Annotated in this window: 14 protein-coding genes and 1 pseudogene; 12 read left to right on the top strand and 3 right to left on the bottom strand. The window is 62.9% G+C overall.

The annotated features are described in order from the left end of the window. Positions 1-94: 94 nt before the first annotated feature. From tauA to BLJAPNOD_RS28950, 11 genes are all read left to right on the top strand, one after another. Positions 95-1,114 carry a taurine ABC transporter substrate-binding protein gene (gene tauA / locus BLJAPNOD_RS29000; protein WP_115422354.1) on the top strand — a complete coding sequence of 340 codons (1,020 nt, stop codon included), beginning with the start codon at positions 95-97 and terminating at the stop codon, positions 1,112-1,114. Positions 1,115-1,191: 77 nt separating this feature from the next. After that, entirely contained in the window at positions 1,192-2,004 is an 813-nt protein-coding gene (locus BLJAPNOD_RS28995) for a taurine ABC transporter ATP-binding protein (protein WP_077501061.1), read from the top strand. Then, entirely contained in the window at positions 1,997-2,824 is an 828-nt protein-coding gene (locus BLJAPNOD_RS28990) for an ABC transporter permease subunit (protein ID WP_077501060.1), read from the top strand. The genes BLJAPNOD_RS28995 and BLJAPNOD_RS28990 overlap by 8 nt, the downstream gene beginning before the upstream one ends. Before the next feature lie 157 nt (positions 2,825-2,981). After that, positions 2,982-3,368 (top strand): nuclear transport factor 2 family protein, encoded by a 387-nt coding sequence (locus BLJAPNOD_RS28985; RefSeq protein ID WP_077501059.1) that lies wholly within the window; start codon positions 2,982-2,984, stop codon positions 3,366-3,368. 25 nt (positions 3,369-3,393) lie between these two features. Next, positions 3,394-4,791, top strand: coding sequence for an FAD-binding oxidoreductase (locus tag BLJAPNOD_RS28980; protein ID WP_115422353.1), 1,398 nt, complete (start codon positions 3,394-3,396; stop codon positions 4,789-4,791). Positions 4,792-4,834: 43 nt separating this feature from the next. Then, positions 4,835-6,610 carry a sulfoacetaldehyde acetyltransferase gene (xsc, locus tag BLJAPNOD_RS28975; RefSeq protein ID WP_115422352.1) on the top strand — a complete coding sequence of 592 codons (1,776 nt, stop codon included), beginning with the start codon at positions 4,835-4,837 and terminating at the stop codon, positions 6,608-6,610. Positions 6,611-6,683: 73 nt separating this feature from the next. Beyond that, the gene (locus tag BLJAPNOD_RS28970) at positions 6,684-7,721 is read left to right on the top strand and encodes a YeiH family protein (RefSeq protein WP_115422351.1); all 1,038 of its coding nucleotides are present in this window, start codon (positions 6,684-6,686) and stop codon (positions 7,719-7,721) included. Next, positions 7,721-8,719 (top strand): phosphate acetyltransferase, encoded by a 999-nt coding sequence (gene pta, locus BLJAPNOD_RS28965; RefSeq protein WP_115422350.1) that lies wholly within the window; start codon positions 7,721-7,723, stop codon positions 8,717-8,719. The genes BLJAPNOD_RS28970 and pta overlap by 1 nt, the downstream gene beginning before the upstream one ends. Before the next feature lie 196 nt (positions 8,720-8,915). After that, positions 8,916-10,394 (top strand): nucleobase:cation symporter-2 family protein, encoded by a 1,479-nt coding sequence (locus BLJAPNOD_RS28960; RefSeq protein WP_115422349.1) that lies wholly within the window; start codon positions 8,916-8,918, stop codon positions 10,392-10,394. 113 nt (positions 10,395-10,507) lie between these two features. Beyond that, positions 10,508-10,894: a CidA/LrgA family protein gene (locus BLJAPNOD_RS28955; protein WP_115422348.1), complete on the top strand. Its 387-nt coding sequence runs from the start codon at positions 10,508-10,510 to the stop codon at positions 10,892-10,894. Further along, on the top strand, positions 10,884-11,609 hold the full coding sequence (locus BLJAPNOD_RS28950) for an LrgB family protein (protein WP_115422347.1): 726 nt from the start codon (positions 10,884-10,886) through the stop codon (positions 11,607-11,609). Before BLJAPNOD_RS28955 ends, BLJAPNOD_RS28950 begins: the two co-directional genes overlap by 11 nt. 25 nt (positions 11,610-11,634) lie before the next feature. On the opposite strand, the gene BLJAPNOD_RS36420 is transcribed toward BLJAPNOD_RS28950, so the two are convergent. Both BLJAPNOD_RS36420 and BLJAPNOD_RS28940 read right to left on the bottom strand, forming a co-directional pair. Next, the gene (locus BLJAPNOD_RS36420) at positions 11,635-11,757 is read right to left on the bottom strand and encodes a hypothetical protein (RefSeq protein ID WP_256372351.1); all 123 of its coding nucleotides are present in this window, start codon (positions 11,755-11,757) and stop codon (positions 11,635-11,637) included. An 85-nt stretch (positions 11,758-11,842) separates the two neighbouring features. Then, positions 11,843-12,082, bottom strand: coding sequence for a hypothetical protein (locus BLJAPNOD_RS28940; protein ID WP_115422714.1), 240 nt, complete (start codon positions 12,080-12,082; stop codon positions 11,843-11,845). Between the two features lie 482 nt (positions 12,083-12,564). Here BLJAPNOD_RS28940 and BLJAPNOD_RS28935 point away from each other — a divergent pair, with 482 nt between their 5' ends. Further along, complete coding sequence (locus tag BLJAPNOD_RS28935) at positions 12,565-13,806, top strand: alpha/beta hydrolase (protein WP_244611170.1); 1,242 nt, start codon at positions 12,565-12,567, stop codon at positions 13,804-13,806. A gap of 368 nt (positions 13,807-14,174) precedes the next feature. Here BLJAPNOD_RS28935 and BLJAPNOD_RS28930 read toward each other — a convergent pair. After that, positions 14,175-14,503 (bottom strand): annotated as a pseudogene (locus tag BLJAPNOD_RS28930) (gfo/Idh/MocA family oxidoreductase); the annotation flags it as partial.

The following is a 14,503-nucleotide window of genomic DNA, read 5'->3' as shown; positions in this document are numbered from 1 at the left end:
AAACGGGAAAGCTGCTTTATCCCTTATGGTCGAAAATGAGATCGGCATAACAGTCGACAGACCCTAAAAATGGGTCGGAACCAGAGGGAAACACATGTTCACTTCCAACGCCTTGAAAACCATGGCGGGGGCAGCCGCGATTGCGGCCGGCCTCCTGACCTCCAGCCTTGCCCGCGCCGAGACCAACGTCATTATCGGCTACCAGCAGATCGTCGGCCCGTTCATCGCGGCCATCGCCGACGGCCGCTTCGACGCCGCCGCCAAGGAGGCGGGCTACGTCGTCGACTGGCGCCAGTTCAGCTCCGGCGGCGACATCTCGACGGCGCTTGCGTCCGGCAACGTGCCGATCGGCGTCATCGGCTCCACCGGCACCACGGCGGCGGCAACGCGCGGCGTCGAACTCGAGCTGTTCTGGATCCTCGACAACATCGGCAAGTCGGAAGCGCTCGTCGCCCGCGAAGGCTCCGGCATCGAGAAGCCGGAAGATCTGGTCGGTCGCTCCGTCGGCGTGCCGTTCGTTTCGACCTCGCATTTCCATCTGCTCGTCGGTCTCGAGCAGGTGTGGAAGGTCGATCCGCGCGAAGTCAACATCCTCAACATGAAGCCGCCGCAGATCGTGGCCGCCTGGCAACGCGGCGACATCGATGCCGCCTATGTCTGGCCACCGGCCCTGTCGGAACTTCTGAAGACCGGCAAGGTGATTTCAGATTCCGAGGCGATCGGCGCGGCGAGCGTGCCGACCTTCGACGGTCTCGTGGTCGACAAGAAATGGGCGGCCGAAAACCCGAAGTTCATGGCTGCCTTCACCAAAGTGCTGGCCGAATCCTATGCCGACTACAAGGCAAACGGCGCAAGCTGGACGGCAGATTCCGCACCGGTCCAGAACATCGTCAAGCTCATCGGCGGCGATGGCGCCGGCACGGTCGAGGCGCTGAACCTCCTGTCCTTCCCGACTGCGCAAGAACAGGCGTCCGAAACCTGGCTCGGCGGTGGTGCGCTTCGCGCGCTCACGGAAAGCGCAAAATTCCTTACCGACCAGAAGCAGATCGACAAGGCGCTCGACGACTACACGCCCTACGTCAACAGCGCCTACGCGAAGGAAGCTGCGAAGTGACGCTTAGCTCCTGACCGCCTGTCGGTCAGGAGCGCCGCAAACGCCACTCAACAGCCGTTTTTCGAAAGGCCTGCACAATGGAAACTCTCAATGTCAGCAATGTGAGCCTGACCTATCCTGGTCTCTATACGGACGAGGCGGTCATCGCGCTCAAGGGCGTCAACCTCGAGATCAAGAGCGGCGATTTCGTCGTTGCGCTCGGCGCCTCGGGCTGCGGCAAGACCACGCTTCTCAACCTGATGGCGGGCTTCATGGCCCCGAGCGGTGGCGAAATCACGCTTGGAAGCCGTCGCGTCTCAGGTCCCGGCGCCGACCGCGGGGTCGTGTTCCAGAAGCACGCGCTGCTGCCCTGGCTCAACGTCATCGACAACACCGAATTCGGACTGAAACTGCGGGGTGTCGACAAGGCGACGCGCCACGAGGTGGCCGCCAAGAATCTCGCCCTCGTCGGCCTGCAGGATTTTCACCGGCACATGATCTACCACCTGTCCGGCGGCATGCAGCAGCGCGTCGGCATTGCCAGGGCGCTAAGCTGCGACCCGTCGATGCTGTTGATGGACGAACCGATGGCAGCGCTCGACGCGCTGACCCGCGAGACCATCCAGGAGCTGCTGCTCAAAGTCTGGCAGCTGACCAACAAGATGTTCTTTTTCATCACCCACAGCGTCGAGGAGGCGTTGTTCCTCGGTTCGCGCCTGATCGTGATGTCGCCGCGCCCCGGACGGATCACCCACACCTACGAGCTCGATTTCAACAAACGGTTTCTGGAAGAAGGCAATGCCCGTGCAATCAAATCCAGTCGCGACTTCATCGACATGCGTGAACAGATCCTCAGCATCATCTACGGCGACGAGCGTCAGTCCGGAAACCCGGAGCTCCTCCATGCTTGAGCGCGTGACGAAGGCCAAGCCGGTCAAGCCGGGCCGGATCTACGGCGCACCCGGCGAAGGCATGAGCGGGCATATCAGCCTCTTGACCGCACTGACGCTCGTCGCACTCTGGCTGCTGATCACCGAAATGCAATGGGTGAAGCCGCTCTTCCTGCCATCGCCGCTTGCGGTCTGGGACAAGTTCGTGATCGCTTTGACGGAGGGCGTCTCCAACTCGACGCTCGCCCAGCATACGCTGGCAAGTCTCGGTCGCGTGCTCGGCGCCTTCGCGCTCGCCCTCGTCACCGCCGTCCCGATCGGCATTCTCATGGGCGTCAACCGGGTAATGCGCGGGTTGTTCGACCCGATCATCGAGTTCTACCGCCCGCTGCCGCCGCTCGCCTACCTGCCGCTGATCATCATCTGGCTCGGCATCGGCGAGTTTCCGAAAGTCTTCCTGATCTTCCTCGCGATCTTCGCGCCGATGGCGATTGCCGCTCGGGCCGGTGTCCGCTCTGTCTCTATCGAGCAGATCCATGCGGCCTATGCGATGGGCGCCAGCCGCCGCCAGGTCATCAGCCACGTCATTCTGAAAGCGGCGCTGCCCGAGATCTTCACCGGCATGCGCATCGGCATCGGCGTCGGCTGGACGACGCTGGTCGCGGCGGAAATGGTCGCAGCCCACCGAGGCCTCGGCTTCATGGTCTTGAACGCCGCCGAGTTCCTCGCCAGCGATACCGTGATCATGGGCATCATCGTCATCGGCGTCTTCGCCTTCGCCTTCGATCTCTTGATCCGCCACCTCGAAAAGGCGCTCATTCCCTGGAAGGGCAAGGTGTGACGATGCCCCGTTCGATAGGGCAACAACCGCCGAGCGGATAACCGCTCGGCCCTAAGGGCCACCTCACCAGACGCATAAAGCCGATCCGGCCGGCTCATCCGGCAACGGCGAAGCCATGCCCGAAAACATCGCCTGCAACGCTTAGGAAAAACAAGCCATGACACCGACCGACCTCTCCAACCTTTTCGACGCCTTCAACCGGCACGACATCGACGGCGTCATGTCCTTTTTCGCTGACGACTGCGTTTTCAACACGGTTGCAGGCAGCGAAGCGCACGGCACACGTGTCGACGGCACCGAGCAAATCGCCACCGCATTCAGCGGCGTGTGGCAGACGATGCCGGATGCCCATTGGGCGCATCACGGTCACTTCGTCCATGGCGACCGGGCCGTATCGGAATGGACTTTTTCCGGCACGAACGCCGACGGCAGCCGCATCGAGGCCGAGGGCTGCGACCTCTTCACGCTGCGTGACGGCAAGATCGTCCGCAAGCAGGCCTTCCGCAAGAACCGGCCGCTGATTGCGGCTCCCTTCCGCTACTGAGCTCGAGCCAGGCCAGGAAACCGACATGGAACAGCTTGTCAGAACAGCACGGCCGAACAAGCCCTTCGACCCGGCATACGACCCCAACCGTGCCGCCAATCCCGGCGAGGGCAAGGACTATGCGCCGACCTACTGGATCGCCACGGCCGGACCGCCCCCCGTCGACGACGGTCCCGTTTTGAAGGATATCGACGTCGACGTCGCGATCGTCGGCTCGGGCTACACAGGCCTCTCCTGCGCCATCCATTTGGCCAAAGAGCACGGCATCAAGGCGACGGTGCTGGAAGCCAACGGCGTCGCCTGGGGTTGCAGCACCCGCAACGGCGGCCAGGCGCAGATTTCGGCGGGCCGGCTCAAGCGCTCGCAGTGGATCGAGCGCTGGGGCGTGGACGTCGCCAGGAAACTTCACGTCGAGATCAGCGAAGCCTTCGATCTCTTCCGCGATCTCATCCGCTCGCCGGAAATCGCCTGCGATCCGCAGGACGGCGGCCATCTCTACATTGCTCATCGCAACAAGGTGATGCCGTCGCTTCAGGCGGAGTCCCGCGTCCTCAACGACGTCTTCGGCTACCGCACGCGCATTCTCGGCCGCGACGAAATTCATCGCGACTTCGTTCGTGATAACGAGGCGGTGGGCGCCCTTTACGAGCCCGACGGCATGGGCATCCATGCGGCCAAGCTCGCCTTCGGCTATCTCACCCTGGCGCGCAAGCTCGGTGCCCGCGTTCATACCTCCAGCCCGGTTCTCGACTGCGATCAGAAAGGCGGCGTCTTCCACCTTCGCACCCCCGGCGGCATCGTGCGGGCAAGGGCGGTGTGTTTCGCGACTGCCGGCTACACCTCGCCCGGCCTGCATTCGCTGACGAAGCATCGTCTGATGCCGATCCTCTCCAACTCGATCGTCACGCGCGTGCTTACCGACGAAGAGCGATCGGCGCTGAACTTCAAGACACATATTCCGCTCACCGACACACGCACGCTGCGCCATTACTATCGGCTGTTGCCCGACGGACGCGTGCAGATCGGCAGCCGCAGCGCGATTACCGGCAGGGACGCGGTCAACCCGAAGCACCTCGATCGCCTGCTCGAAGGCCTCTACCGCAAGTTCCCGGTGCTGACAGGCATCAAGGTGGATTACTCCTGGTGGGGCTGGGTCGATGTCAGCCACGACATGATGCCGCGCATCTTCCGTCCGGACCCGAAGCAGGCGCTGTTCTACGCCATGGGCTATGGCGGCAATGGCGTCATGTATTCGGCCCAGGCCGGACGGCGCATGGCGCAGATGGTCGCCGGCAAGGGCGGTACGCTCGACCTGCCGATCTTCACCTCTTCTCTTCCCAGCCACGGGTTGCTGACGCCGTTCCGGCGCATCGGCCAGTGGGGAATGTACCGCTGGTACTACCTCAGGGACGAAATCCTCTAGCCGCTCGGTCGGCCCCAAAACCCAACATGAAAGGAAACAGACAATGAAAATGACGACCGAAGAGGCTTTCATCAAAGTCCTCCAGATGCACGGCATCGAACACGCCTTCGGTATCATCGGCTCGGCGATGATGCCGGTCTCCGACCTCTTCCCGAAAGCCGGCATTACTTTCTGGGACTGCGCCCATGAGACCAATGCCGCCCTTATCGCCGACGGCTACACCCGCGTCACCGGCAACATGTCGATGGCGATCGCCCAGAACGGCCCCGGCGTGACGGGTTTCGTGACCGCGGTCAAGACCGCCTACTGGAACCATACGCCGATGCTTCTGGTCACGCCGCAGGCGGCCAACAAGACGATCGGCCAGGGCGGCTTCCAGGAAGTCGACCAGATGGCACTGTTCGAGGAAATGGTCTGCTACCAGGAAGAAGTGCGCGACGCGAGCCGCGTTCCCGAAGTGCTCAACCGGGTTATCGAGAAAGCCTGGCGCGGCTGCGCCCCGGCGCAGATCAACATCCCGCGCGATTACTGGACGCAGGTGATCGACGTCGAACTGCCAAGCATCGTTCGGCTGGAGCGCCCCTCCGGCGGCAAGCAGGCGATCTCTGAAGCCGCAAGATTGCTGTCCGAGGCGAAATTCCCGGTCATCCTCAACGGCGCCGGCGTGGTCATCGGCGGTGCGATCGGCGAATCCATCGCACTTGCCGAGCGTCTCGACGCCCCAGTCTGCTGCGGATATCAGCACAATGATGCCTTCCCCGGCGGCCACCGCCTGGCGGCAGGCCCGCTCGGCTACAACGGCTCCAAGGCTGCCATGGAACTGATCGCCAAGGCCGATGTGGTGCTGGCGCTCGGCACCCGCCTCAACCCGTTCTCGACGTTGCCCGGTTATGGCATCGACTACTGGCCGAAGAACGCCGCGATCATCCAGGTCGACATCAACTCCGACCGTATCGGCCTCACGAAGAAGGTGACGGTCGGCATCTGCGGCGACGCCAAACAGGTCGCAAGCCAGATCCTTGATCAGCTGTCGCCATCGGCCGGCGACAGCGGTCGCGAGGAGCGCAAGGCACTGATCCACACGACGCGCTCCGCCTGGCTGCAGCAGCTCTCGTCGATGGACCACGAGGACGACGATCCGGGCACCGAATGGAATGCCTCGGCCCGCCGGCGGGAATCCGACCGCATGTCGCCACGCCAGGCATGGCGTGCGATCCAGGCTGCACTGCCCAAGGATGCCATCATCTCGACCGACATCGGCAACAACTGCGCCATCGGCAACGCCTATCCGAGCTTCGAGCAAGGCCGGAAGTACCTGGCTCCCGGCATGTTCGGCCCCTGCGGCTACGGCTTCCCGTCGATCGTCGGCGCCAAGATCGGTTGCCCTGACGTGCCGGTGGTTGGCTTTGCCGGCGATGGCGCTTTCGGTATCTCGATGAACGAGATGACCTCCATCGGCCGCGCCGGCTGGCCGCCGATCACCATGGTGATCTTCCGCAACTTCCAGTGGGGAGCCGAGAAGCGCAACACGACGCTCTGGTACGACAACAACTTTGTCGGCACCGAACTCAACCCCAACCTCAGCTACGCCAAGGTAGCCGACGGCTGCGGCCTCAAGGGCGTGACGGTCGACACGCAGGCCGACCTGACGGCTGCCCTGGAGCAGGCGCTGCAGGATCAGGCAAAGGGCGTGACCACTTTCGTCGAGGTCATCCTCAACCAGGAGCTCGGCGAACCCTTCCGCCGCGACGCGATGAAGAAACCGGTGCAGGTCGCCGGCATCGAGCGCTCGGACATGCGGCCGCAGCAGCACGCCTGACATCCCCCATGCCCGGCGACATCAGTCGCCGGGCATGGGCCTCCGATTTGGCATTTCAGACGGGAAATTTGACATGAGTGCGGTATCCGAAACGACGCGGCGGTTTCAATGGCTGCCTGCGGCCCTGTCGACCTATGGCCCCGGCCTCTTGGTGACGGCAGCCGTCGCCATGGCGGCACAGTTCCTGTCGGATCATTATGGCGCCCCCGCCATGCTGATGGCCCTGCTGCTCGGCATCGCCTTCCACTTTCTTTCCGAAGAAGGCCGGTGCGTCGCCGGCATCGAGCTTTCGGCAAAGAAGATCCTCAGGATCGGCGTCGCCCTTCTCGGCATGCGCATCAGCGTCGATCTCCTGATAGGGCTCGGCAGCGGCACCATCCTGCTGCTGGTGGCAGCGATCGCAGCGACGATCCTGTTCGGCCTGGCGGCCGCCAAGATCCTCGGCAGAGGTTGGCGGCTTGCGCTTCTGACCAGCGGTGCGGTTGCAATCTGCGGCGCTTCCGCTGCCATGGCGATTGCCGCCGTCCTGCCCAAGAACGAGTTTTCCGAGCGCAACCTGATCTTCACCGTGCTGTCGGTGACTGTTCTCAGCACCCTTGCAATGATCGGCTATCCCATCCTCGCGCAATCGTTCGGCCTGGACGCGCGCGGCACCGGCATCTTCTTCGGCGGCACGATCCATGACGTGGCACAGGTGGTCGGCGCCGGCTTTTCCGTGTCACCAGAAGCCGGCGAAACGGCAACGCTGGTCAAGCTCATCCGCGTGACGATGCTGGCGCCCGTCGTGCTCATCTTTTCGATCGCGCTTCGAAACGTCCCCCAGGAAGGGGTCGAGGCCGGCAAGCGCCCGCCTTTGCTGCCGGGCTTCGTCGTCGCCTTCCTGATCCTTGCCGGCATGAACTCCGGCGGGATGGTGCCCGCCGCCGTCGCCGAACTCGGCATGGAGGCATCGCGCTGGGCGCTTTTGGCGGGCATCGTCGCCGTCGGCATGAAGACGTCGCTGCGGCGCGTGCTCGATGTCGGCGGCGACGCGGTCGCGCTCATCGTTGCCGAAACCATCTTCCTCGGTGTCTTCATTCTCGCCGGCATGCACTATCTGGGGCATCTCTGATGAAACCGCTCGACAAAATCATCGAAACCGCAAGAAAAGCGCCGCGCCATATCGTCCTTGCCGAGGGGGAGGACGCGCGCGTGGTCGCCGCCGCGCTGCGCGCTCACGCCGAAGGCATTGCCGAGATCACGCTTATCGGACGGCACGACATCATCACAGAGCGTCTGCGCGAGCATGGCGGCAATGAAGGCGACTTTCGGATCGAAGATCCGGCGACGTCATCGCTGACGGAGCGGTTCGCGGCCGGATATCATGAGCTGCGCCGGAGCAAGGGCGTCGACCGGGAGAAGGCCGAGAAAGCAGTTCGAGAGGACCTCGCCTTTGCCGCCATGATGGTGCGCGAGGACGAGGCCGACGGCACCATCGGCGGGGCGGTGGCAACCACGGCCGATACCGTGCGCACCGCGCTGCAGGTGATCGGCCGTGCCCCGGACGCAGGCCTCGTTTCCAGCTTTTTCCTGATGTTGCTGTGTCAGCCCCATCACGCCAAGAAGGGTGCCTTCGTCTTTTCCGACTGCGGCCTCGTCGTCGACCCGGATGCCGCCGGCCTTGCCGATATCGCCCGCATGTCGGCGCAATCCTATCAGGCGTTGCTTGGGGATCGCGCCAAGGTCGCAATGCTGTCCTTCTCCACCAATGGCAGCGCCACACACGACCGCGTCTCCAAGGTGGTCGAGGCGACGCAGATGGCCCGCGCCGCCAACCCCGATCTGCTGATCGACGGCGAACTGCAGTTCGACAGCGCATTTGTCGAGGCCGTCTCATCGGCGAAGGCGCCCAGTTCCGCGTTGCATGGGCAGGCAAATGTGTTCGTGTTTCCCAATCTCGATGCCGCCAATATCGGCTACAAGATCGCCCAGCGCATCGGCGGAGCGACCGCCATTGGCCCCGTGCTTCAGGGGCTGGCCAAACCCGCAAACGATCTGTCGCGCGGCTGCACGGCCGATGACGTCTTCCACATGATCGCTGTCACCGTGGTCCAGGCTGCGTCGCAATAGCAGCGCTGCCTGGCGTGCCGGCATGTCTGTTTTCACCGCAAACCACTCGTTTCCGGACGCGTGCATTACCGCTGCCAAACCGAAAACAACTTCAAATCACCCGCATGCAATGGTGCCCAACATCTCGGCCTATAGTTCTTCATCGCGTTTGAGGAGACGCGCGAATTGAATTGAACACGCATCTGGGAGGAGGCAAATGGATGTTTCGCATCGAAACGACCACATCGAACAGACACTTGAGCGGCCGGAGGACAAACGTCTCGGCGCCGGCGCAAACCTGGTGTACGGCCTTCAGCACGTGCTCACCATGTATGGCGGCATCGTCGCCGTCCCGCTGATCATCGGCCAGGCCGCCGGCCTGTCACCGGCTGATATCGGCCTCCTGATCACCGCGTCGCTGTTTGCAGGCGGCCTCGCGACCATTCTGCAGACGATCGGCATTCCCTTCTTCGGCTGTCAGCTGCCGCTGGTGCAAGGCGTCTCGTTCGCCGGTGTCGCGACCATGGTGGCGATCGTCACCAGCCGCGAAGGCGGCGGACTGCCGGCAGTCATGGGCGCGGTGATGGTGGCCTCACTCGTGGGCTTGGCGATCACGCCGATCTTCTCGCGCATCACCCGGTTCTTTCCGCCGCTCGTCACCGGCATCGTGATTACCACCATCGGCCTGACGCTGATGCCGGTCGCGGCCCGCTGGGCCATGGGTGGCAATCCGACCGCGCCGGATTTCGGCGGCGTCGGCAATATCGGTCTCGCCGCCGTGACCCTGCTTACCGTCCTGCTTCTGAGCAAGGTCGGCAGCTCCAGCATCTCGCGCCTGTCCATCCTCCTTGCCATGGTCATCGGCACGCTGATCGCGCTTGCCTTCGGGATGACCGATTTTTCCAAGGTGGCCGAAGGCCCGATCCTCGCCTTCCCCTCGCCCTTTCATTTCGGCGCGCCGGTCTTCACGGCCGCCGCAATCATCTCGATGTTCATCGTCCTCCTGGTGATCCTGGTCGAGACATCGGCGGATATCCTCGCCGTCGGCGAGATCATCGGCACCAAGGTCGATTCCAATCGGCTCGGCGACGGCCTGCGCGCCGACATGATCTCCAGCCTGTTTGCCCCGATCTTCGGCTCGTTCACGCAGAGCGCCTTTGCCCAGAACGTCGGCTTGGTGGCCGTCACCGGCATCAAGAGCCGCTATGCCGTCGCCACCGGCGGCCTCATTCTGGTGACGCTCGGCATTCTCCCGGTCATGGGGCGGGTGATTGCCGCGGTTCCGCCGGCAGTCCTCGGCGGCGCCGGTATCGTGCTGTTCGGCACGGTGGCGGCAAGCGGCATCCGCTCGCTCTCCAAGGTCGACTATCACAACAACATGAACCTGGTCATCGTCGCCACCTCGATCGGCTTCGGCATGATCCCTATCGCGGCACCGCATTTCTACGATCACTTCCCGGCCTGGTTCGAAACCATCTTCCACTCCGGCATCAGCTCCTCAGCCATCATGGCGATCTCGCTGAACCTCCATTTCAAGGCCGGCAACTCCGACCAGCAGTCGGTGTTCGTCGCCGGCACGGAGCGCATCATCCGCTACCAGGACATTTCCGCGCTGCGCGACGGCGACCACTATCGCGACGGAAAGCTCTTTGACCGCGATGGCAACGAGGTCCCGGTCGCGGTCCCGCACCACTGAAACGCGTTGAAAAATATGGGTAGGCTTAGCGGAAGGATTTCGGCTACGAAGCACCGATTGATGTGGGCAAATGCGCCGCGGGGATCTCCCCGCGGACCATACGGGAGACGGCGATGGAAGGACTGTTTGTCATACTGGTCTGCCAACTGATCGGCGAGATCGTTGTCAGAACCCTCGACCTGAGCATGCCCGCTCCCGCACTCGGCATCGTGCTTCTGCTCGGCTATCTCTGGCTCGCCGACAGGCGGACCGGATCGGAAGATGGCGCTGCTCACACCCGCGTCAACGGCGTGGCGGACACCCTGCTCAAGAACCTCGGCGTGCTGTTCGTGCCGCTTGGCGTCGGGGTGATGCAGAACTACCGGCTGATCTACGAATACGCCGGCACGATCGTCATTGCCGTCGTGGTGTCGACCATTGTAACCCTGATGGTGACGGTGGGCGCGTTCCTGCTCGCGAGCAAGCTGTCGGGCGCGGAAGGAGCTGGCGATGGACACTAGCGGCCGCGTCTTCGAGCTCTGGGTCTATCTCTCGACCAGCCCGCTTCTGTGGCTGACCGTGACGATCGGCGCCTATATCGCCGCCCAGCGGCTCGCGGCGGCGAGCGGCTTCAACCCGATCGTCAATCCGGTCCTGATTTCGGTCGCCCTGGTGGTCCTGATACTGACGGCCACCGGCACATCCTATTCGACCTATTTCGACGGAGCGCAGTTCGTACATTTCGCGCTCGGTCCTGCAACGGTCGCTCTCGCCGTTCCACTTTACCGAAACCGGACGCTGATCCGGCAGAATTTCGTGCCCGTCATCGTTGCGCTTGTCGCCGGAAGCCTGACGGCAATCGTCTGTGCGACCGGCGTCGCCCTCCTGCTCGGCGCACCCGACAGCGTCGCCATATCGCTGGCGCCGAAATCGGCAACGGCAGGCATCGCGGTCGGCATCTCGCAGCAGCTTGGCGGCGATCCGGCCCTGACAGCGCTTCTCGTCATTTTCACCGGGGTACTCGGGGCCATCATCGTCACGCCGCTGATGAACCTGCTGCGCATCAAGAACTATGCCGCACGCGGGTTTGCCGCCGGCCTGACCTCGCACGGTATCGGTACCGCGCGGGCCTTTCAGGTCAATGAAATTGCGGGGACGTTTTCGGGCCTTGCCATGGCGCTTAACGGCATATTGACCTCAGCCATCGCCGCGATTGTCCTCGGACTGCTGCTCTGAGCGGCCAGCCTTCCGGGACGGTCCGTTACCAGAAGGCACCGTAGAAGGTGACACAGCCGACGACACCGAGCACGATTGCCAGCGACGATCGGACCGTGAAATCAATGAACCTGAACTGGTATCCGAAGCTTCCGATAGATGGCTTCATGGTTTTCTCCCTTGGTTGCGTTTCAATGCGATAACGGCCCGGATCGCTGGCAGCCGGCGTCGCCATGGCCAATGAAATTGCGGCCTTAGGCCGATTTTGCATATTTGCCGTCGTGGTGACGGTAAAAGGCCTCGGCCGCGACCAGCAGCGCTTCCTCGTCCAAAGGCCGACGAAATTCGCTCATGAGAAATCGGGCGAGATGCTGGATCTGCTCGCCATCTCTCGGAATGTCGTACTCGATACACACCGTCTCAAAGACGCGCCAAAGCATGGAGACCTCCGCCTTGCTCAAGGCGGCAAGCATGTCGTCGGGAATTCCACGCATAGGAACCTCGCTCCTCACTCGCGCCGGCCTGTCCTCAAACAGGACAGGGACCATATTGCCCATGGAGGGGTCGATAACCGGGCGCGTTGGCAGACCTGCGGTCGCCGCCGCAGCGAAAAGCCAGATGAGCCTGAGAATGACGATAGAGGGGTAACCGGTGATTGGGGCTTTACTGAGGTGATCACCAACGTCGCCCGAATGCCGCAACGTCTGCGCGTTGCGACGGCAAGAGCGCGATCGCCTTGCCGCAGCGTGTTGCCCCCGCAACCACCTCTGCGAAACCGGGCACTGTTCCGCCGCAGCGGGCGTCGGCGCACTTGCATTGTAACTGCTCCGTGCATTAGCATCCCGGAAACAAGACGGGAAGCCGGCTGGGGACTGCTTGCACTGCGCTTTGACAGGGGGAATGAATGAGCCGGAACACTGACGGCAGGAGGAGCGACGCACCTCCTGAACGATTTCGAACCGGCGCAATCGTCGCCATGCTTGTCTTTGTGCTGGCCGCATGTGGCGGGCATCCCAAAGGCGTGCTGACACCGGTCGCCGATACCTCTCCGGGTTCGAGCCGTGTCAACATGCTGATCACCACGACACGCAGCCGCTCGTCCAATCCCGGCGAAATGTACAACGGGGAACGCGCCCTGGGGGCCACCTTCGTCGACATGACCGTTTCCATTCCCCCGGACACGGTGCGCAAGGCCGGCGAAGTTGCCTGGCCGAAACGGCTGCCGCCCAATCCGGCAACCGATTTTGCAACGCTGAAGGCGAACGGTCTCGACATGCCCGGTGCGAAGGCGTGGTTGAGCACAAGCGTTCGCAAAACCCCTGACAGAAGCGTGCTCGTCTTCATCCATGGCTTCAATAACCGTTTCGAGGATTCCGTTTATCGCTTCGCCCAGATCGTCCACGATTCCGGCGTCCACAGCGCGCCCATCCTGGTGACGTGGCCCTCACGCGGAAGCCTGCTTGCCTACGGCTACGATCGCGAGAGTGCCAACTACACCCGTAATGCGCTGGAGAACCTGTTTCAGTACCTCTACCGCGACCCGGAAGTGAAGGAGGTCTCGATCCTCGCGCACTCCATGGGCAACTGGCTGGCGCTGGAGGCGTTGCGCCAGATGGCGATCCGCAATGGCGAATTGCCGGAAAAGTTCAAGAACGTCATGCTGGCGGCCCCCGATGTCGACGTCGACGTCTTCCGCCAGCAGATCGAGGACATGGGCAAGAAGCACCCGAACTTCACACTGTTCGTTTCCCGTGACGACCGTGCCCTCGCTGTCTCGCGCCGGGTCTGGGGTGACGTGTCTCGGCTCGGGGCGATCGACCCGGAGCAGGAACCCTACAAGAAGGAACTCGAGGACAACGAGATTACTGTGATCGACCTGACGAAGATAAAGGCAGGCGACCGCCTCAATCACGGCAAGTTTGCGGAATCACCGGAGATCGTTCGCCTTATCGGCTCGCGCATTTCCGACGGCCAGACGCTGACCGACAGCCGGGTCGGCTTCGGCGACAAGATCCTTGTCGCAACGACCGGAACGGCCGCGGCCGTCGGCAACGCTGCAGGTCTGGTTCTTGCGGCACCTGTCGCCGTCGTCGATCAGAACACCCGCGACAACTATGCCGACCACCTCGCAGGGGCTGCTGCAAGAAACAACAATCGTGCGGCGACGGCGAAAGGATGCGACCGGACAAACCCGACGGCGCAAGGATGTGCCCGCTGAGATAAGCACGACAGAGTTTCATGATCATCGTCGTAGCGATCAACGCCACTTGCTCCTGGGGCATTTGGCGAAGTGACGCGCACCGGCACAAAGGCACAAGTTCGCATCTGACGGCGTCGATGGCAGTAGACGTTGCTCAGCTCTGGTCGATTGCATCCAGGCTGGACCAGATATTCGGTGAAGACGGCCGAGACAGCCGGCCGCTGCCTGAGGCCACCAGCCGTCGCGCAAGACGCGACGGCCCCGATTTCAGGGCACATGACTGCATGTTTCGCTACATCGTATCCGGTGCAAGAATAAAGACATGCAGCAATTCGAAGTGCTGCAACGACCTTCCGTGTATGAAAAGACGCGCGGCGCTGTGGGTCCTACACCTTTACCCACGCCCCGTTTCGTTTTGACGACTGGACGCAGGCATCGACGAAGGCCATGCCCTTCATGCCGTCGTCGATGGTCGGATAGGTGATGGCGGGATCGATCGCCTCACCGCGGCGCTTGGCGAAGATCGCCCGGGCCGCTTCCGTGTAGATATTGGCAAAGCCCTCGAGATAACCTTCCGGGTGTCCTGACGGGATGCGGCTGACGCGGGCGGCAGCAGGTCCGGAGCCGGCGCCGGCGCGGGTGATCAGCCGCTTCGGCTCACCGAACGGCGTGTACCAGAGATAGTTCGGATCCTTCTGCGTCCATTCGAGCCCGC

This window comes from Ensifer sp. M14 (assembly GCF_003355565.1).
In the GTDB taxonomy this organism is placed as follows: domain Bacteria; phylum Pseudomonadota; class Alphaproteobacteria; order Rhizobiales; family Rhizobiaceae; genus Ensifer.
The sequence above is the reverse complement of the archived record's forward strand: the minus strand, read 5'-3'. Positions and strand labels throughout refer to the sequence as shown.